The sequence below is a fragment of the Ensifer sp. MJa1 genome (assembly GCF_037026475.1).
Lineage (GTDB): Bacteria > Pseudomonadota > Alphaproteobacteria > Rhizobiales > Rhizobiaceae > Ensifer.
Genome location: NZ_JAKUMO010000003.1, coordinates 25153 through 44104, shown reverse-complemented (window position 1 = coordinate 44104; position 18952 = coordinate 25153). Strand labels below are relative to the sequence as shown.

Genomic DNA, 18952 nt, shown 5'->3' with positions numbered 1-18952 from the left:
CGTTATTCCCCAAAAGGACAAAGCCCGCGGGGCGGGCTTTGTCGGCAAGTTAATCCTGTCTCAGCCGCTGGTGGCCGGTGCGTCTTCGGCGGGCGCCTGGTCGGGCGTCGTCGTCGGTGCCTGGCCGGGCGCGGTCGTCGGCGCTTCGCCTTCGCCTTCACCGGTCGTGTCCTTGCCGCGCAGACGGTCGAGGATAGTGGCGTCGGCTTCTTCGGGCAGCAGCGCGATCAGCTTGTTGCCGAGATTGTCGAGCAGCGGCTTCGACTTCGCCTGGGTGACCCAGGTCGGCTGCTGCTGCGGCGCGACGAGCCAGTTGAAGAACAGCATGGCGACCACGACCAGAAGGATGCCGCGTGCGGCACCGAACAGGAAGCCGAGCGTGCGGTCGAGCGCGCCGATGCGGCTGTCGATGATGAAATCGGCAATCCGCATGGTGATGAAGGAAATGATGATCAGCGCGACCAGGAAGATCACGGCTGCCGAGCCGATCAGCGCGACCGTGTCGCTGCTGGTGTACTGCTTGGCATAGGGCAGGAGCTGCGGATAGAGGAAATAGGCGGCGGCTGCTGCACCCACCCAGCTTGCGACCGAGAGAACCTCGCGCGAGAAGCCGCGGACCATGGCCAGAATTGCGGAAAACAGGGCGACGCCGAGAACGATACCGTCGAGAATTGTAATGGGCATTTTGTCCTTACTCCGGACCCGGTTCGTCCGGGTCTCCTCAAGCCTATCCGCCTTCGGCCCTGCCTGATATCCAGGGCATTATCAGCCTTGTCGCGACCGGACCTCAAGGAGCGGTCTGCGGCATCCGCATCGTCAGTCTTCGTCCTCCGCCGGTCTCAGCGCATTGCGCGATCCCGCGATGCGCGCCACCAGGTCCGGCAGGCTTTCCATTTCGCTCCACCGGCCATTGCCGTTTTTCGGCAGTTCGGTCGAGGCGGACGGCAGGACTGCCTGGGAGAACCCGAGTTTCTCGGCTTCTTTAAGGCGTTGTGCGGTATGCGCAACCGGCCGGATGGCGCCCGACAAGCTGACTTCGCCGAAATAGACGCAATCCGCCGGAAGGGCAAGCCCGGCAAGCGACGAAACCAGTGCGGAAGCCACAGCTAGATCGGCCGCAGGCTCGGAAATCCGGTAACCGCCGGCAATGTTGAGGTAGACGTCGTGCTGGCCGAGCCGAACCCCGCAATGGGCCTCGAGCACGGCGAGGATCATCGACAGCCGGGCGGAATCCCAACCGACGATCGCGCGCCGCGGCGTGCCGAGCGACGTCGGCGCGACGAGCGCCTGGACTTCGACGAGCACAGGGCGGGTACCTTCCATGCCGGCAAAGACGGCGGCGCCTGGTGACTTCTCGTTGCGCTCGCCGAGAAACAGCTCCGAGGGGTTGGCGACTTCGCGCAAGCCCTTGTCGGACATCTCGAAAACGCCGATCTCGTCGGTCGGCCCGAAGCGGTTCTTGACCGTGCGCAGGATGCGATAGTGGTGGCCACGATCGCCCTCGAAATAGAGTACGGCGTCGACCATATGCTCGACGACGCGGGGACCGGCGATCTGTCCTTCCTTGGTGACGTGGCCGACGAGCACGACGGCAGTCCCCGTCTGCTTGGCAAAGCGGATCATCGCCTGCACGCCGGTGCGCACCTGCGTCACCGTACCGGGGGCGGAATCGACAATGTCGCTCCACAGCGTCTGGATCGAGTCGATGATGACCAGGTCCGGCCGCTTGCCCTCTGCAAGGGTCGCAAGGATGTCCTCGACATTGGTCTCGGCTGCGAGAAGCACGTCGCTATCGGCAGCGCCGAGACGCTGGGCGCGCAGGCGGACCTGGGCCACCGCTTCTTCACCTGAGACATAGATGACGCGGTGCTTGCGGCGCGAAAGCGCTGAGGCTGCCTGCATCAGCACCGTCGACTTGCCGATCCCGGGGTCGCCGCCGACCAGCAGGGCCGAGCCGCGCACGAAGCCGCCACCGGTCACGCGGTCGAGTTCGGAAATGCCGGTCTGGATGCGTGGCGCGTCCTCGATCTCGCCGGACAGCGTGGTCAGCGCCACCGGCCGCCCCTTTTTCGGTGCGCGCGAGGGACCACCGCCGATACCGGCGGTCGGATCGTCTTCGATGATGGTGTTCCACTCGCCACAGCCTTCGCACTTGCCCGCCCAGCGGGTGTGCACGGTGCCGCAGTTCTGGCAGATGAATTGTGTGCGGGCTTTCGCCATCAGGATCGACTTTCGGAATAGGGAGGTCATCAGCGGGGCTGCGGCCCGCAGTCGCCAATGATCGGAGAATCACTTTGTGTTGTCACATAATGCCGTGAAACGCGGAACAAAAGGTGAATTTTAGCGAAGTCAGCAAGGAATTTGTCTGAAAAGGCGCGTCAGGCGCCGCCGACATAATGCCTGACATAGCGGCGACCGAGGCTGGTCAACATCTCGTATCCGATCGTGCCTCCGGCGCGGGCGACGTCGTCGACGGGAATATTGCGACCGAAAAGCTCGATGTAGTCGCCAGGGCGCGCTGCGCCCGGAGGAAGGTCGGTGACGTCGAAGAGGCTGAGGTCCATGGTGACGCGGCCGACATGCGGAACGGGCCTGCCGTGCAGGAAGCCGAACGCCCCCGATGGCATCGCCTGGCGCAGCGTCACGCCGCCGCCGGAGACCGAGCGATGATAGCCGTCGGCGTAGCCGACCGCGACGGTAGCAATGCGGCTGTCGCGCTCGAAGCGGGCAGAGGCGCCATAGCTCGCCGTGCCGCCGGCCGGGACGTCGCGAATCTGGACGATCCGGGCCTCGGCGGTGACCACGGGTGTCATCGGATTGACCACGCCGTTGACCGCCTCGCCGCCGTAGACGGCAATGCCCGGACGGGTCAGGTCGAAGTGGTATTCAGCGCCGAGGAACACGCCGCCGGAGTTGGCAAGGCTTGCATCGACGCCGTCGAAGGCGGCCGCCGCTGCGCGGAAGCGCTGCAACTGGTAGGCGTTCAGCGGATGGTGCGGTTCGTCGGCGCAGGTCAGGTGGCTCATGATCAACACCGGCGAGAAGCTCGCGGGCCGGGCCGGATCGTTGGCAAGGGCGGTCGCCGCTTCAACCGAAAGGCCAAGCCGGTTCATGCCGGTATCGATATGCAGCACGCAAGGGTGGTCGCCGCGCTCCGACAGGGCCGCCATGAAGACGGCGAGCTGCTCGTCCGAGTTGATGACCGGCACCAGGCCATTGTCGAAGAAGAGCGCCTCGTTGCCAGGCCACATGCCGGCGAGAATGTAGATCCGGCCATCCGGCACGAGCGGCCGCAATTCGGCACCTTCCTCGGCATTGGCGACGAAGAAGTCGCGGGCGCCGGCCGCATAGAGGGCAGGGGCGGCGTAATCGATGCCGAGCCCGTAGGCGTCCGCCTTGAGCACCGCGGCGGCCCGCGCGCTTCCGGAGCGGGCGTTCATCGCGCGCCAATTGTCGGTGAGAGCGCCAAGGTCGATCGTGAGCCGATTGGAAGCGGAAGAAAATTCTGGAGTGAGCATGCCGGGCACTCTGCTTGGGACGATGAAAGAGCAATACAGCCAAGCGCCCATCGTCGCAAATGCTGCCCTGTCGCAGCGCCAACCAGACCGCCGGTCTTGCAGACGAGCACTTTTGTGCAAGACGTGGACCCGACGGGCGACTAAGGTCCACCCATGCAGACGATTTCGCAGGAAGAAGCCATTGATGTCATGCCGATTGAGGGCGCCGAGCGCACGCGCTTCTGGCGCGACGCCCGGTTCATGGGCATGGAGTGCCTGACGGCGACCTTCATTACCCATGAATTCGCGCCGCATGCGCACGAGACCTTCAGCATCGGCGCCATTGAGGCGGGCTCGCAGATTAGCAAGATCAAGGGCGAGCGCTCGGAGGCGGGCCCCGGCTACTTCTACCTGATCAACCCGGACGAGATCCATGACGGCCATCCCGGTGGCAGTGGCTATCGCTATCGCATGGTCTATCCGAGCGCCGAGTTGCTGGTGAACATCATCGAGGACGTCACCGGACGTGCCTTCAAGGGGACGCCGTCCTTCTCCAAGCGTGTCCTGCAGGCTCCGGACCTCGCCTTGTCGTTCCATCACGCCCACCGCACGCTAGAGGTGGCTGGCGCCACGCTGGAAGCAGAGGAAAAGATGTTCGCCGTGCTCGCCGCGATGTTCGAGAGGCACGGCAGCACGATCATCACCCCGATCGAAACGCGCGAGCATTTGGCCGTGCATCGGGCGCGTGACTTCCTCTCCGAAAACTATGCCGAGGATGTGGGGCTTGAGGAACTGGCCAAGGTCGCGGGCCTGAGCCGCGCCCACCTGATACGGGCCTTCCGCAAGGAGTTCCACATCACCCCGCACGCCTTCCTGACAGACAAGCGCGTGCGGGCCGCCAAGACGCTGCTTCGTCATGGCTGGTCGGCGGTGGATGCCGCCTATCAGTGTGGCTTTGCCGACCAGGCGCATTTCAGCCGTCACTTCAAGGCGCGCACGGGCGTGACGCCGGGCGCGTTTCGCGCCGGCTGATCACTTTCGTTCAATACACCGTTCACTCCGGCAAGTAGACGTTTGCCATTGCTACCGCGCATCCGAAAGGACGCGGCAGCGAAGTCGTGTGAATGGAGACGTGGACGGTGCAGGAGAAAAGTGCATTTCAGGATTTCCGGGCGGCCGCCATGGCGATGACGCCGCTCATCGTTGCGGTGATGCCGATCGGCCTGGTGTTCGGTGCGGTGGCCGCGGGCAAGGGCCTGACGCCGGCGGAGGTGACGCTGATGAGCGCGCTGGTCTTTGCCGGCGGGTCGCAATTCGTCGCCATGGATATCTGGACGCATCCCGTCTCCTGGGCAGCACTCGGGTTTTCGGCCCTGCTGGTCAATGTTCGTCATGTGCTGATGAGCGCCTCGCTCGGCGGCAAGCTCGATGCCTTCTCCGGGCCGGCGCGCTATGCATCGATGCTGCTGCTGGCGGACGAAATCTGGGCGATGGCCGAGATGCGCGCGAGTGAGAAGAAGTTGACGCCGGCCTGGTATACCGGCCTTGCGGTGCCGTTCTATTGCGTCTGGGTGCTGACGAGCCTGGCCGGTGCGTTGCTGGGTGCCTTCCTCGGGGACCCTAAGGTCTCAGGCCTCGACTTTGCCTTCCCCGCCGTCTTCATCGTGCTCGTCATGGGCTTCTGGAAGGGGCGTGAAACCGGTGCAGTCCTTGCCGCCAGCGCAGGCGCCGCAGTGCTCACCCATCAACTGTTGCCGGGCGTCTGGTACATCGCGGCGGGTGCCGCCGCTGGTGTTGTCGTCGCCGTGCTTTCGGGCAGCCGGAAGGAGGCCCACGCATGATCGTCGATCTGAATACGCTGCTTGCAATCCTGGCAATGTCAGCCGCTACGATTGCAACCCGCATCGGCGGGTTGGTGCTGATCCGCTACGTGACGATCGGCGAGAACCAGAAGCGCGCCCTTGAGGCCATTCCGCCTGCTGTGCTGATGGCGGTGATCGCACCGACAGCGCTCGCAACCGGGCCGGCAGAAACCATTGCCGCCGCTGCGACGGCGCTGGCTGCGATGCGGCTGCCATTGCTGGCATCCGTTGCCGTCGGCGTCGTGACGGTGGCGGTGTTGCGTCTGTTGCTGGGCTAGACCGGGGCGCCTTTGAAACTGAGAGCGGGCTGGGAAACCGCAAACATTTTTCCCAGCCCGCTCCGGCCGCCCCCACGGAACTTTAGTGTTCCTCGTATTGGCTGAAGGAAGGATCGGCGAGATCGGTGAAGCGCGTGAATTCCGACTGGAACGCGAGCTTCACAGTGCCGGTCGGTCCGTGACGCTGCTTGGCGATGATCACGTCCGCCGTGCCCTTCACCTGCTCCATCTTCATCTTCCACTCTTCATACTTCGGGTCGAACTCGTCGCGCGGCTCCAGGTTCTTCACGTAATATTCTTCACGGAACACGAAGAGCACGACGTCGGCGTCCTGCTCGATTGAGCCCGATTCACGAAGGTCGGAGAGCTGCGGGCGCTTGTCTTCGCGGCTTTCCACGCCACGAGAGAGCTGGGACAGCGCGATGATCGGAACGTTCAGTTCCTTGCCGAGCGCCTTGAGGCCGGTGGTGATCTGGGTGATTTCCTGCACGCGGTTGTCGCTCGATTTGCCCGAGCCGGTCATGAGCTGGATATAGTCCACCACCAGGCAGTCGAGGCCGCGCTGGCGCTTCAGGCGGCGGGCGCGGGCGGAAAGCTGGGCGATCGAAATACCACCGGTCTGGTCGATGAAGAGCGGCACCTTCTGCATCATCTGCGAGCAGGCGACGAGCTTTTCGAAGTCGGCCTCGGAAATGTCACCGCGGCGGATCTTCGAGGACGAGACTTCCGTCTGTTCGGAGATGATACGGGTGGCAAGCTGTTCGGACGACATTTCGAGCGAATAGAAGCCGACGACGCCGCCGTTTCTCGCCTTGAACGAACCGTCGGCCTGGACTTCCGGCTCATAGGCCGCGGCGATGTTGTAGGCGATGTTGGTGGCAAGCGAGGTCTTGCCCATGCCCGGGCGTCCGGCAAGCACGATCAAGTCGGAGCGCTGCAGGCCGCCCATGCGGGCATCGAGCGAATGGATGCCGGTGGAAATGCCCGAAAGGCTGCCGTCACGCTCGAAGGCAGCCCCCGCCATGTCGATCGCGAGCGCCACGGCGTCGTTGAACGATTGGAAGCCGCCATCGTAGCGGCCAGTTTCGGCCAGTTCGAACAGGCGGCGCTCGGCGTCTTCGATCTGGCCCTGCGGCGGCATGTCGAGCGGCGCGTCATAGGCGATGTTGACCATGTCCTCGCCGATGGTGATCAGCGACCGGCGCAGCGCCAGGTCGTAGATCGCCCGGCCATAGTCTTCCGCGTTGATGATCGAGACCGCTTCGGCGGCGAGACGCGCGAGATATTGCGCGACGGTCAGGTCACCGACTTTCTCGTCGGCCTTGAGGAAGGTCTTGATAGTGACCGGGTTCGCGGTCTTGCCCATGCGGATGATGTCGCCGGCGACCTCGTAGATCTTGCGGTGCAGCGGCTCATGCAGATGCACGGGCTTCAGGAAGTCCGAGACACGATAGAAGGCGTCGTTGTTGACGAGGATCGCGCCGAGCAGGGCCTGTTCGGCTTCTAGGTTGTTCGGCGCCTCGCGGTAGTGCTGGTCCGCCTGATCCTTGCTGATAGGGGATAGCTTGCGCGCCGCGTCATTCATGTCGTTTGATCTCTACCTCTGTCTGGTGTGGCATCGGTTTGCGACCTCATGCGGATTGGGTCAAGTGCACGGGGGACACAGTCGCAAAGCGTCTGATCTGAGCCATGCGCTTTTCCCGTTGTTCGACTGATCCACAGGCCGGCTTCAAAAAAGCACAAAAACTGCGCTTGCCACAAAGTTGGCCATTGACGCGCGAATCACTCGACCGGGCTTCAGAAGTGTAGCCCGGTCGCCGGTGTGCTCAAATCTCCATCTTGAAAATCATCTCGGCGCGGTTTAGATAGAGCCGCAATAATTAGCATACTAGTAATATGGAAAAGATATTAATGTATCAACCGACAGTGAACCGCGAACTGTTCGACGCCCTGTCGCTCGTCAATCGCAAGCTACGCGCCGTGTTCGATGCCCGGGTGAAGGAGCGGGGGCTGACGCTGCCGCGGGCGCGGGCCCTTTTTGCGCTCACACGCAAGGATGGCCTCAACCAGCGGGAACTGGCGGACGAACTCGATATCGAGACGCCGACCCTGGTGCGGCTGCTCGACGGCATGGAGAAGCAGGGCTTCATCGAAAGACGGGTGGAGGCCGCTGACCGACGGGCAAAGCAGATCCACATGACCGCGTTCGGCCGCACGGTTGCCGACGACATCCTGCGTCTTGCCGACGAGATCCGGGCGGAGGTGCTGCAGGGGGTGGATGCAGCCGAGGTCACCGTTACGCTCAGGGTCGTGCGTACCATCGCCGACAATGTTCAAGCTCTGGCGCGGGAGTGACGGCCATGCGCCTGCTTGCACCCGCTGTTGCCAACGACCCTGGCGGCGCCGCCCAGGAAGGGGACGCGGAGCCCGGCGATCTGACGGAGCCACCGATCGGTGCGGCGGCCCAACCACCGACCGCGCCGCCTGCTTTCGTGCCGATGAGCACGGCCAAATCCGCAATCTACGTCGTTTCTTCCGTTTTCCTGTTCCTGACGCAGGGGCTCGGCATGAACCTGGCGCTTGCCAATCTCACCCAGGTCCAGGGTTCGCTCTCGGCGACCTCGGTCGAGGCCGCCTGGCTGTCGGCAGCCTACATGGCGCCCAATGTCAGCCTGTCGATTGCACTGGTGAAGATCCGCGCCCAATACGGCCTGCGCCGCTTTGCCGAAATCGGCATCGTCGTTTTCGTCATCGTTTCCCTGATGAACATCTTCGTCTCGGATCTGCATTCGGCCATCGTCGTGCGCTTCATCAGCGGGATCGCCGCAGCACCAATGTCGACGCTTGGTTTTCTCTACATGCTTGAAGCCTTTCCGCCGGCGCGCAAACTGTCCGTCGGGCTGGCGCTTGCGCTCACCTGCACGACCATTTCAGCACCGATCACGCGCCTGATCTCGCCGGCCCTCATCGAGTATGGCCAATGGTACGGCCTCTACACGCTCGAGATGGCGCTGGCGTTGATTGCGCTGCCGATCATCTATCTGTTGCCCTTGGCACCGGTGCCCCATGCCAAGGGCATCCAGCGCCTGGACATTCTGAGCTACCTGCTGGTTGCCGTCAGTTTCGGCTGCCTTGCCGTCGTGCTTTCGATGGGGCGGCTCTACTGGTGGTTCGAGGCGCCCTGGCTCGGTGTGCTCTTGACGGTCTCGATTGCGGCCCTGACGACGGTGGTGCTGATCGAGCTCAATCGCGCCGTGCCGCTGATCGATGTGCGCTGGCTTGCGTCGAAGGAGATCGTCCACTTCACCGCAGTTCTGTTGATCTTCCGCCTTGTCGCGTCCGAGCAATCGGCGATCGCCACGAATTTCTACCAGCAGCTCGGGCTTCAATTCGAGCAGGTCGCGACACTTTACTGGATCATCCTGGTGGCTGCGATCGCCGGCGGCCTGCTCTGCGCCGTGCTGATGAACCCGCAGCATTCGGAGCGCGTGCATATACTGGCGCTGGGGCTGCTTGCGAGTGGCGCCTACATGGATAGCCAGGCGACCAGCATGACGCGGCCCGAACAGATGTATCTGAGCCAGGCGATGATTGCCGCCGGCACGGCACTGTTCCTGCCGCCGGCCATGGCGCGTGGCTTCAAGGCTGCGCTCACCAAGGGACCGAGTTACATCCTGAGCTTCTTCGTGGTCTTCCTGTTCACCCAGAACATCGGCAGTCTGTTCGGCACCGCGGCCTTCGGAACCTTCGTCACGATCCGTGAAAAGTTCCATTCCAACATTCTTGCCGAGCAGATCGTCTTGTCCAACCCGCTTGTCGCGCAAAGGGTCAACCAGCTCGCCGCCACCTATGGCAAGCTGTTGGGCGACAAGACGCAGCTGAACGGTGAGGGCGCAGTGCTCCTGTCGCAGCAGGTTACGCGCGAAGCCTATATCCTTGCCTACAACGATGCGTTTCTGCTTGACGCGGCGATAGCCTCCTGTGCGCTCGCCGGCCTCATCCTTCACATGTCCTACAAATGGTTTGCGCAGCGGCTGGCTGGCCACGCGCTGAAGCCCGGTACCGCTTGATTGGCTCGATGATCATGTTGAAAATTTTCCGCTCCCCGACGACCATTCTCGTCCTCATTGCCGGCTTCGCCGGCATGGCGCTCGTGCTCTACGCCTGGCGGTTGCCACCGTTCCACAGCTCCGTCGAGATGACCGAGAATGCCTATGTACGCGGCTATGTGACGATCTTGAGCCCGCAGCTTTCGGGCTATGTCGCCGACGTTCCGGTGCACGACTACGAAACGGTCCGCGCCGGCCAATTGCTGGTGAAGATCGACGACCGCATCTACGCGCAGAAGCTGGCGCAGGCGCAGGCGACGCTTGCCGGGCAGAAGGCGGCGCTGGCCAATTCCTATCAGCAGGAGCTTTCGGCCAAGGCTGGAATTTCTGCGAGCCAGGCTCAGCTCGACGGTGCGAGGGCTGCCTTCAAGCGGGCGCGCGCCACCTGGGATCGAATCCGGCCGCTTTCCGAAAAGGGTGTTGCGACGCGCAGCGACGCCGACCAGGCGCGCGCCGGCTTCGAGCAGGCGGACGCCGCCGTCAACCAGGCCGAAGCCGGATTGCAGGTGTCAAGGCAGGCGCTGGCGACGACGCTTGGGGCGCGCGCCGGCCTGGAAGCGGCCGTAACAGGCGCAGGGGCGGCGGTTGAATTGGCGCAAATCGATCTCGAAAATACCCGCATCCTGGCGCCGCGCGACGGCAGGCTCGGCGAGATCGGCGCGCGCCTCGGGCAGTATGTGACGGCCGGATCGAACCTCCTGGCGCTGGTACCCGGCGACGTCTGGGTGGTCGCTAACTTCAAGGAGACCCAGCTTGACGGCATGAAGGCCGGCCAGCCGGTGAGCATTACGGTCGACGCGCTGCAGCGGAGCGAATTGACCGGGCATATCGAACGGTTCTCGCCGGCGGCCGGTTCCGAGTTCAGCATCATCCGCCCAGACAATGCGACCGGCAATTTCACCAAGGTGGCGCAGCGCGTCGGCGTACGCATCCGCGTTGATGCGGGACAGTCGCTGGCTGAGATGCTTGCTCCCGGCCTCTCCGTGGTCGTCAGGGTCGACAAGAGCGCCCCGGCGCAAACCGTTCCGGACCAGTCGGCCGGTCGCACTACGATCGGCGATCAGGGGCAGGGCGCCTGACGCCAGAGTTGGCTGAACGTCGTTTCGCATGCCGGTTTGTTTCACGCGTGGTCAAGAAAAAAGCCCGGATCGATGACCCGGGCTTTCGTATTTGGAATGGCCTTTAAGGCTTATTCTTCTTCGCCTTCGAATTCGGCTTCCGGGTTGAAGAAGTCTTCCGGCTTCAGCGCGTCTTCGTCAACGCCGTAGATGGCGTCGGCCGAGGTCAGGCTTTCGCCCTTGGCCTGACGCTCGGCTTCTTCAGCCGAACGGGCAACGTTGACTTCAACCGAGATCTCGACTTCCGAGTGCAGGTGCAGCGTGACGCTGTGCAGGCCGATCGACTTGATCGGGTGGTTGAGGTCAACCTGGTTGCGGCCGACGTTGAAGCCTTCAGCAGCGAGCACTTCGATGATGTCGCGCGCAGCAACCGAACCGTAGAGCTGGCCGGTTTCGCCAGCGGAGCGGACGATGATGAAGGACTTGCCGTCGAGCTTTTCGGCAACCTTCTGGGCTTCCGACTTGCGCTCGAGGTTGCGGGCTTCGAGCGTCGAACGCTCAGCTTCGAAACGGGCCTTGTTGGCAGCGTTGGCGCGCAGCGCCTTGCCGAGCGGCAGCAGGTAGTTACGGGCAAAGCCGTCGCGAACCTTTACGGTTTCGCCCATCTGGCCGAGCTTTGCGATGCGTTCGAGAAGAATGACTTGCATGTTGAGTTTCCTTTCAATGTTCCAGTTCGTTGGTCAGTTTTTTCCAACCGGCGTGACCGCGATGGTGCGTCGCGTATCGATCAGGCCGGACAGGAGGAAGAAGAATGCCGGGATCGTGAACACGAGCACCGACAGGTATGCGATCCACAACACGGGAAGCCGCCAGGACTTGCCCCGCGTGCGGAAATGGAAGGATGCGAAACCGGCAAGCAGGAAGCCTGCGCCGAAGGTTCCGCAGATCAGCGCGCCGATCGTGGCCGGCGCGCCGCCAAGGAAGGTCATGACCAGCCCGCCGAGGAAGATGAAGATGGCGTTGCGGTGCATGCGCAGCGTCGAGGGAATGTCTTCGCGCGGACGCAGCGACCGACCAGACATCTGCACGATGCGGGTGGCGACGTAGTAGGCTGTAAACAGCATAAGCACCCAGATCGCGCCCTGAACGAGCGGCAGCGCAAGCGTGAAGAGCGACTTGATCTGAGCAATCGCGGTGACATCAGGATTGTAGCTCGGGTCCTGTGCCTTGACTGCCTGGATGACGATATCGACCATGCGGTCGGAGATATCGGCACTGTAGCCGACGATGAAACCGACAATGATCATGCCGATGGTCACGAGGCCGGCGAGGTGGCTCAAGATGTCGGAGAGCGGGTACCAGGCGAGCGCCTCATCGGGACCGCCGAGCTCGGAAGCCGGGCGGGCGAGATTGGCGAGGTGGCTGAGCCAGCCGGCCGGGATCAGTGTGACGACCAGGATCAGCAGCGCGAAGTAAGGCGAAACCAGAACGGCGGCCGTGCCGCCGGCGGAAACGATCGCGGCGATCGCGGCAGCATTGCCCCAGCCGAGACCGGCAATCAGGATCGGCAATGCGGAGGCAGCGTAAAGGACGATTGCAAGTGACGACTGCGTGTTCGCGCCCATCGACAAGAGGGCGGCGGTAAAGCCGGCGAGAACGCCGGTCAGCAGCGATGTCCTGTTCACATTCGTCACGTTCGCTGTCCTGCTTCGTGCAGTTAGGGGATGGCCAAAGCCCAGCCCCAGCATGGGATTTTAGGCGCGTTGCGCCGGTTCCGATCCGCGCCCACCGCGGAAGGGAGAGAAAGAGGCGCTCACCTGACGGGAGCGCCTCTCCCTAAAGTCGGATTCCGTCGAGTCAGTCGACTGACGGGCCGTCAGCCGTTCTTAGGAAACGACGTAGGGCAGCAGGCCGAGGAAGCGTGCACGCTTGATCGCCTGGGCGAGTTCGCGCTGCTTCTTCTGGGAAACGGCCGTGATGCGGGACGGAACGATCTTGCCGCGCTCGGAAATGTAGCGCTGCAGCAGACGGATGTCCTTGTAGTCGATGCGCGGAGCGTTTGCGCCCGAGAAGGGGCAGGTCTTGCGACGACGGTGGAACGGGCGACGAACCGGAGCGGAAGAAACTTCAGCCATTGTCTTTATCTCCTAAAGTTTCTTGATTACGCGCGGTCTTCGCGCGGACGGCGCGGACGGTCTTCGCGGTCGCCACGGTCCGGACGCGGACCACGGTCGCCGAAGCTGCGCTCCGGACGGTCGCCGTCACGACGCGGACGGTCGTCACGGTCGCGCTTCTGCATCATGGCAGACGCGCCTTCCTCGTGCTTCTCGACGGCGATCGTCATGTAGCGCAGGACGTCTTCGTTGATGCGCATCTGGCGCTCGATTTCGTGAACAGCGGCTGCCGGAGCGTCGATGTCCATGAGAACGTAGTGAGCCTTGCGGTTCTTCTTGATGCGGTAGGTGAGGGACTTCAGGCCCCAGTTCTCGACGCGACCGACCTTGCCGCCGTTTGCTTCGAGCACGCCCTTGTACTGCTCGACGAGAGCGTCGACCTGCTGCGGCGTGATGTCCTGGCGGGCCAGGAATACGTGTTCATAAAGAGCCATTGTGGCTTGCCTTTCTTGCGTTAATCAGCCCGGACCTCGGCGGCTAAGCCTCAACGACTGTTCTTATGGGCTCGCAAGAGCCGGCAAGAAAGTGTTGTATCGAGACGGTCGAGAGCGGAGACACGGGAGGCCGGAATGTCTTGCATTCCTGACGGCTCCCTCAGGGGAAACCGGCCCTCCGTTCAGCCACCAGCCAGAAGACCGGGCATTTCGAACAGCGCGCTTATACGCATTTTTCGCCGGAAGGCAAGGCTTGGTGCATATTTTCGCTCCAGGCCTGCTCTTTGGCGGGTTTGACGCCCGTGACCGATCAGATCGGCATGGGGTAAAGTCGGTGCAGGCGGCGGATCCCGTTCATCACGTCCTGCGAAAGCGTGAGGTCGGCGGCGCCGAGATCGGTCTTCAACTGTTCCATCGAGGTTGCGCCGATGATGACCGAGGCCATGAACGGGCGGGTGAGGCAGAAGGCGATCGCCATCTGCGAGGGATCGATGCCATGTTCACGCGCCAGGGCGACATACCCTTCGACTGCCGGCTCCTGATGCGGGGTGAAACGGCCGCCGAGGTCGCCGTTGATCGCCAGGCGCGAGCCCTTGGGCTTGGCACCATTAAGATACTTGCCACTAAGCAATCCGGCTGCGAGCGGCGAGTAGGCGAGCAGGCCGACGTCCTCGTGGTGCGACAGTTCTGCAAGGTCGAGATCGTAGGCGCGATAGAGCAGATTGTATTCGTTCTGGATCGAGGCGACACGCGGCAGGCCACGGCGCTCCGCCATGTCGATGAACTTCATCGTGCCCCAGGCGGTGTCGTTGGAAAGGCCGATTGCGCGAACCTTGCCGGCCTTTACGAGGTCGCCGAGTTTGTCGAGGATCGCCCTGAGGTCGCCGGCGACATGGGCCTTGTCCTGCTTGGCCGGATCGTAGGACCAGGCGTTGCGGAAATGGTAGTGGCCGCGGTTCGGCCAATGCACCTGGTAGAGATCGACATAGTCGGTCTTCAGTCGCTTGAGGCTGGCGTCGATGGCCTGGTCGATGCCCTCGGGGGTGGTTGGCCCGCCATCGCGGATATAGGGACGGCCCGGTCCGGCGACCTTGGTCGCCAGCACGACGTCCTCACGCCGGCCGCGCTTGGAAAGCCATTCGCCGATGATGCGCTCGGTGTTGCCGTAGGTCTCGGACGAAAGCGGCGTCGTCGGATAGAGTTCGGCCGTGTCGATGAAGTTCACGCCCTTGTCGAAGGCGTAGTCGAGTTGTTCATGGGCTTCGGCGACGGGGTTCTGCGAGCCCCAGGTCATCGTGCCCAGGCAGATTTCCGAGACCTTGATGCCGGTGCGGCCAAGCGTGTTGTGACGCATTGATTTCAGAGTCCTTGTGGTGGGCGCGCATCGCCCCCTTGGGATAGAGAAGTGCGCGCGCCGGAATGGAGAGTGAAGCCTTCGGCCCCCGGAGGAAAAGGGCAGACCGGCTTTGAGCGGCAAACTTACGCCTTGATTGATGAAGATCAAGGGCAAAAGGCGGTGCAGGCCGGCTCGGCCGGGCCTCAATGCTTGACTCGCCGGTAAGGAATGTGAATGGAGAGGACATAAGAGCGGGATGAACTAGAGTGTGTGCGGTTCTCCGCCTGTATCCGGCTCCAACTCATAAGAACCGATCACTATGATTTCGTGTCGCTTCGACCCAAAATCATCGTGATCTAGGGAAGGGACGATCCCATGAGCATTGCATTCACGTTTCCGGGGCAGGGCAGCCAGGCTGTCGGCATGGGCAAGGAACTGGCCGACGCTTTCCCGGAAGCAGCCGCAGTCTTTGCCGAAGTCGACGAGGCTCTCGGAGAAAAACTCTCCGAAATCATGTGGAACGGGCCTGAGGAAACGCTGACGCTGACGGCGAACGCCCAGCCTGCGCTGATGGCCGTATCGATGGCCGTCGTCCGTGTGCTCGAGGCCAAGGGGCTCGATCTGGAGAGCAGGGTTTCCTTCGTCGCCGGCCATTCGCTCGGCGAATACTCGGCGCTCTGTGCCGCAGGTACCTTCTCGATCGCCGATACTGCCCGTCTGCTACGCATCCGCGGCAACGCGATGCAAGCCGCAGTGCCGGTCGGCAAGGGCGCGATGGCCGCGATCATCGGCCTCGAACATGCCGATGTCGATGCAGTCTGCCGTGAGGCTTCCGCCCTCGGCTCGTGCCAGATCGCCAACGACAATGGCGGTGGCCAACTGGTGATCTCAGGCGAAAAGGCTGCTGTCGAAAAGGCTGCGGCGCTGGCGTCGGAAAAGGGCGCCAAGCGCGCGCTGATGCTGCCGGTCTCCGCACCCTTCCATTCGAGCCTGATGGCGCCAGCCGCCGATGCGATGCGCGAGGCGCTCGCCAAGGTCGAGAAGCGCAATCCCGTCCTGCCCGTGATTGCCAACGTTCTGGCCGCCCCGGTCAGCGATGCCGACGAGATCGGCCGGCTGCTGGTCGAGCAGGTCACCGGCCAGGTCCGCTGGCGCGAGACCGTCGAGTGGTTTGCCGCCAACAATGTCACGACGCTTTATGAAATCGGCTCCGGCAAGGTTCTGACCGGGCTTGCCCGCCGGATCGACAAGACCGTCAACGGCATCGCCGTCAATACGCCTGCCGATATCGACACTGCACTTGCGGCACTGCTCGCGTAAGCCGTCGAACAAGCGCACCAGTTACAAGGAACCAATCAGATGTTCGATCTTTCCGGCCGCAAGGCTCTCGTCACCGGTGCATCCGGTGGTATCGGCGAAGAAATCGCCCGCATGCTGCATGCCCAGGGTGCGACCGTCGGCCTGCACGGCACCCGCGTCGAGAAGCTTGAGGCGCTTGCCAACGAGCTCGGCGACCGCGTCCAGCTGTTCCCGGCCAACCTCTCCGACCGCGCCGAAGTCAAGGCGCTCGGCGAAAAGGCTGAAGCCGAGCTCGGCGGCGTCGACATCCTCGTCAACAATGCCGGCATCACCAAGGACGGCCTGTTCGTGCGCATGAGCGACGAGGACTGGGATGCCGTTCTCGAAGTGAACCTGACGGCCGTCTTCCGCCTGACGCGCGAGCTCACCCATCCGATGATGCGCCGCCGCTTCGGCCGCATCGTCAACATCACCTCGATCGTCGGCGTCACCGGCAACCCTGGCCAGGCCAACTACTGTGCCTCCAAGGCTGGCATGATCGGCTTTTCCAAGTCTCTGGCCCAGGAAATCGCCACCCGCAACGTCACCGTCAACTGTGTCGCCCCGGGCTTCATCGAAAGCGCCATGACCGGCAAGCTGAACGACAAGCAGAAGGACGCGATCATGGGCGCGATCCCGATGAAGCGTATGGGCACCGGCGCAGAGATTGCCTCGGCCGTTGTCTATCTCGCGTCGAACGAGGCCGGCTACGTCACTGGCCAGACGATTCACGTCAATGGCGGCATGGCCATGATCTGATCCGGCTTCCGGGATGTGTCGCCCGTCGAGATTGTGCGACGGGCGATATTCAACGCCCCGGGAACCGCCTGCCAAATGCCTGAAATTCAATGTTGAGCAAGCGAATGTCAGGCAATTTCGGACTTTGCGACAGACTTAAACCGTGTTAATCGGGCCATGACTGTTAGCAGTCGACCGGTCCCGCCAGGTGTCCGGCAGCCTTGGCTGCCTTGGGTTTGCCGCAGTTCCGGTTGGATGGATTGCCGGGTAGGCCGACTTGGTCTATCAGGCTTACTTAAGAGTACCGGTGCCGGAATAGGCGCCTACAGAAACGAAGGTCGAGGAACTCCGACATGAGCGATATCGCAGAACGCGTAAAGAAAATTGTTATTGATCATCTTGGCGTCGACGCCGAAAAGGTCAGCGAAGGCGCAAGCTTCATCGATGACCTCGGCGCGGACTCGCTCGACACCGTCGAACTGGTCATGGCTTTCGAAGAAGAGTTCGGCGTTGAGATCCCCGACGATGCCGCTGACTCGATTCTGACTGTCGGCGACGCCGTCAAGTTCATCGAAAAGGCCCAGGCCTGATATCTGAGCGGCTACGGCCGTAGACGGGCCGCCTAAAGCGGCCCGTTTCAGCCCAGGGAAGTGGGCTATCCCGCGCTTGAGTGCGGGCTTCGATCAGCAAGCGTTTCCCCGCATTTCCCTCTGATCGTGAATTTAGAACCTTAAGATGGATGCCCGGATCGGGTTCGTTGTACGTGGTCCGATCCGGCTCTGAAACTGAAAGATCAGGGTGGGTCGCGGACTATGAGACGTGTCGTTATCACCGGTACCGGCATGGTATCTCCCTTGGGTTGCGGAACTGAGGCGACGTGGGCGCGCCTTCTTGCCGGGCAGAATGCCGCGCGCAAGGTGACCGAATTCGAGGTCGAGGACCTTCCTGCAAAGATTGCCTGCCGCATCCCCTTTGGTGACGGTACTGACGCGACCTTCAATGCCGACGACTGGATGGAGCCGAAGGAGCAGCGCAAGGTCGATGCCTTCATCGTCTACGCGATGGCGGCCGCCGACATGGCGCTTGCCGACGCCGGCTGGAAGCCGGAAACCGACGAGGACCAGATCGCCACCGGCGTGCTGATCGGCTCGGGCATCGGCGGCCTCGAAGGCATCGTCGAAGGCGGTTACACGCTGCGCGACAAGGGTCCGCGCCGCATCTCGCCGTTCTTCATTCCCGGACGCCTCATCAACCTTGCCTCAGGCCAGGTGTCGATCCGTCACAAACTGCGCGGCCCGAACCACTCGGTCGTCACCGCCTGTTCGACCGGCGCACATGCGATCGGCGACGCCAGCCGTCTGATTGCACTTGGCGATGCAGACGTCATGGTCGCCGGCGGCGCGGAATCGCCGATCTGCCGCATTTCGCTTGCGGGCTTTGCCGCCTGCAAGGCGCTGTCGACGCAGCACAATGACGACCCACAGAAGGCTTCGCGCCCCTACGACGTCGACCGTGACGGCTTCGTCATGGGCGAGGGCGCCGGCGTCGTCATCCTTGAAGAGCTCGAGCACGCCAAGGCGCGCGGCGCCAAGATCTATGCGGAAGTCGTCGGTTACGGACTGTCCGGCGATGCGTTCCACATCACCGCTCCCTCGGAAGATGGTGACGGTGCCTATCGCTGCATGCAGATGGCGCTGAAGCGTGCGGGCCTGACCGCTGCCGACATCGACTACATTAACGCCCACGGCACCTCGACGATGGCAGATACGATCGAGCTCGGTGCGGTGGAGCGTCTCGTCGGCGAGCATGCCTCGAAGATCTCGATGTCCTCGACCAAGTCGGCGATCGGCCACCTGCTCGGTGCTGCCGGCGCGGTCGAAGCGATCTTCTCGGTGCTGGCGATCCGCGACAACATCGCACCGCCGACGCTCAACCTCGACAACCCGTCCGTCGAGACGAAGATCGACCTCGTGCCGCACGTTGCGCGCAAGCGCGAAATCAATGTGGCGCTGTCGAACTCCTTCGGCTTCGGCGGCACCAACGCCTCGCTGGTCCTGCGCCGCTACACCGGCGTCTGAGCGCGTTGCGATCTATCGTCGGGTCGATGTCAGACATCGGTCCGATGATC

At 63.0% G+C, this 18952-nt stretch carries 19 protein-coding genes; 10 read left to right on the top strand and 9 right to left on the bottom strand.

From position 1 onward, the window contains the following. Nucleotides 1-60: 60 nt before the first annotated feature. The 3 genes from MKZ91_RS05310 to alr form a co-directional block, all read right to left on the bottom strand. Nucleotides 61-684 (bottom strand): CvpA family protein, encoded by a 624-nt coding sequence (locus MKZ91_RS05310; RefSeq protein ID WP_336168753.1) that lies wholly within the window; start codon nt 682-684, stop codon nt 61-63. Between the two features lie 132 nt (nt 685-816). After that, nucleotides 817-2220, bottom strand: a complete 1404-nt coding sequence (radA, locus tag MKZ91_RS05305; protein WP_336169387.1) for a DNA repair protein RadA — start codon at nt 2218-2220, stop codon at nt 817-819. A gap of 158 nt (nt 2221-2378) precedes the next feature. Further along, nucleotides 2379-3518 carry an alanine racemase gene (gene alr / locus MKZ91_RS05300; protein WP_336168751.1) on the bottom strand — a complete coding sequence of 380 codons (1140 nt, stop codon included), beginning with the start codon at nt 3516-3518 and terminating at the stop codon, nt 2379-2381. A gap of 153 nt (nt 3519-3671) precedes the next feature. Here alr and MKZ91_RS05295 point away from each other — a divergent pair, with 153 nt between their 5' ends. The 3 genes from MKZ91_RS05295 (at nt 3672) to MKZ91_RS05285 (ending at nt 5637) form a co-directional block, all read left to right on the top strand. After that, entirely contained in the window at nt 3672-4529 is an 858-nt protein-coding gene (locus MKZ91_RS05295; protein ID WP_336168748.1) for an AraC family transcriptional regulator, read from the top strand. Between the two features lie 155 nt (nt 4530-4684). Continuing rightward, entirely contained in the window at nt 4685-5338 is a 654-nt protein-coding gene (locus MKZ91_RS05290; protein ID WP_336169385.1) for an AzlC family ABC transporter permease, read from the top strand. Next, complete coding sequence (locus MKZ91_RS05285; RefSeq protein ID WP_336168746.1) at nt 5335-5637, top strand: AzlD family protein; 303 nt, start codon at nt 5335-5337, stop codon at nt 5635-5637. Before MKZ91_RS05290 ends, MKZ91_RS05285 begins: the two co-directional genes overlap by 4 nt. A gap of 82 nt (nt 5638-5719) precedes the next feature. Here MKZ91_RS05285 and MKZ91_RS05280 read toward each other — a convergent pair whose 3' ends face one another. Then, nucleotides 5720-7222 (bottom strand): replicative DNA helicase, encoded by a 1503-nt coding sequence (locus MKZ91_RS05280; protein WP_336168745.1) that lies wholly within the window; start codon nt 7220-7222, stop codon nt 5720-5722. A gap of 326 nt (nt 7223-7548) precedes the next feature. Between MKZ91_RS05280 and MKZ91_RS05275 the strand changes: the two genes are divergently transcribed. The 3 genes from MKZ91_RS05275 (at nt 7549) to MKZ91_RS05265 (ending at nt 10825) form a co-directional block, all read left to right on the top strand. Next, nucleotides 7549-7992 (top strand): MarR family winged helix-turn-helix transcriptional regulator, encoded by a 444-nt coding sequence (locus tag MKZ91_RS05275; protein WP_336168743.1) that lies wholly within the window; start codon nt 7549-7551, stop codon nt 7990-7992. A gap of 143 nt (nt 7993-8135) precedes the next feature. Further along, nucleotides 8136-9707 carry an MFS transporter gene (locus MKZ91_RS05270; RefSeq protein ID WP_336169384.1) on the top strand — a complete coding sequence of 524 codons (1572 nt, stop codon included), beginning with the start codon at nt 8136-8138 and terminating at the stop codon, nt 9705-9707. A gap of 14 nt (nt 9708-9721) precedes the next feature. After that, nucleotides 9722-10825 carry an HlyD family secretion protein gene (locus MKZ91_RS05265; RefSeq protein ID WP_336169382.1) on the top strand — a complete coding sequence of 368 codons (1104 nt, stop codon included), beginning with the start codon at nt 9722-9724 and terminating at the stop codon, nt 10823-10825. A gap of 110 nt (nt 10826-10935) precedes the next feature. Here the strand turns inward: MKZ91_RS05265 and rplI are convergent, their stop codons facing one another. From rplI to MKZ91_RS05240, 5 genes are all read right to left on the bottom strand, one after another. Further along, complete coding sequence (rplI, locus tag MKZ91_RS05260; protein WP_336168741.1) at nt 10936-11511, bottom strand: 50S ribosomal protein L9; 576 nt, start codon at nt 11509-11511, stop codon at nt 10936-10938. A 33-nt stretch (nt 11512-11544) separates the two neighbouring features. Beyond that, nucleotides 11545-12498, bottom strand: a complete 954-nt coding sequence (locus tag MKZ91_RS05255; RefSeq protein WP_336168740.1) for a DUF2232 domain-containing protein — start codon at nt 12496-12498, stop codon at nt 11545-11547. A 192-nt stretch (nt 12499-12690) separates the two neighbouring features. Then, nucleotides 12691-12939 carry a 30S ribosomal protein S18 gene (rpsR, locus tag MKZ91_RS05250; protein WP_025426448.1) on the bottom strand — a complete coding sequence of 83 codons (249 nt, stop codon included), beginning with the start codon at nt 12937-12939 and terminating at the stop codon, nt 12691-12693. A 26-nt stretch (nt 12940-12965) separates the two neighbouring features. Continuing rightward, nucleotides 12966-13412: a 30S ribosomal protein S6 gene (gene rpsF / locus MKZ91_RS05245; protein WP_336168738.1), complete on the bottom strand. Its 447-nt coding sequence runs from the start codon at nt 13410-13412 to the stop codon at nt 12966-12968. Between the two features lie 310 nt (nt 13413-13722). Then, nucleotides 13723-14766: an aldo/keto reductase gene (locus tag MKZ91_RS05240; protein WP_336168736.1), complete on the bottom strand. Its 1044-nt coding sequence runs from the start codon at nt 14764-14766 to the stop codon at nt 13723-13725. A 357-nt stretch (nt 14767-15123) separates the two neighbouring features. Between MKZ91_RS05240 and fabD the strand changes: the two genes are divergently transcribed. The 4 genes from fabD (at nt 15124) to fabF (ending at nt 18902) form a co-directional block, all read left to right on the top strand. Beyond that, on the top strand, nt 15124-16068 hold the full coding sequence (gene fabD / locus MKZ91_RS05235; protein WP_336168734.1) for an ACP S-malonyltransferase: 945 nt from the start codon (nt 15124-15126) through the stop codon (nt 16066-16068). 39 nt (nt 16069-16107) lie between these two features. Next, a complete protein-coding gene (gene fabG / locus MKZ91_RS05230; RefSeq protein ID WP_034803959.1) occupies nt 16108-16845 on the top strand; it encodes a 3-oxoacyl-[acyl-carrier-protein] reductase in 738 nt (245 codons plus the stop codon). Nucleotides 16846-17177: 332 nt separating this feature from the next. Continuing rightward, nucleotides 17178-17414 carry an acyl carrier protein gene (locus tag MKZ91_RS05225; protein ID WP_003531676.1) on the top strand — a complete coding sequence of 79 codons (237 nt, stop codon included), beginning with the start codon at nt 17178-17180 and terminating at the stop codon, nt 17412-17414. Between the two features lie 222 nt (nt 17415-17636). Next, a complete protein-coding gene (gene fabF, locus MKZ91_RS05220; protein WP_336168696.1) occupies nt 17637-18902 on the top strand; it encodes a beta-ketoacyl-ACP synthase II in 1266 nt (421 codons plus the stop codon). The last annotated feature ends 50 nt before the right edge of the window (nt 18903-18952 follow it).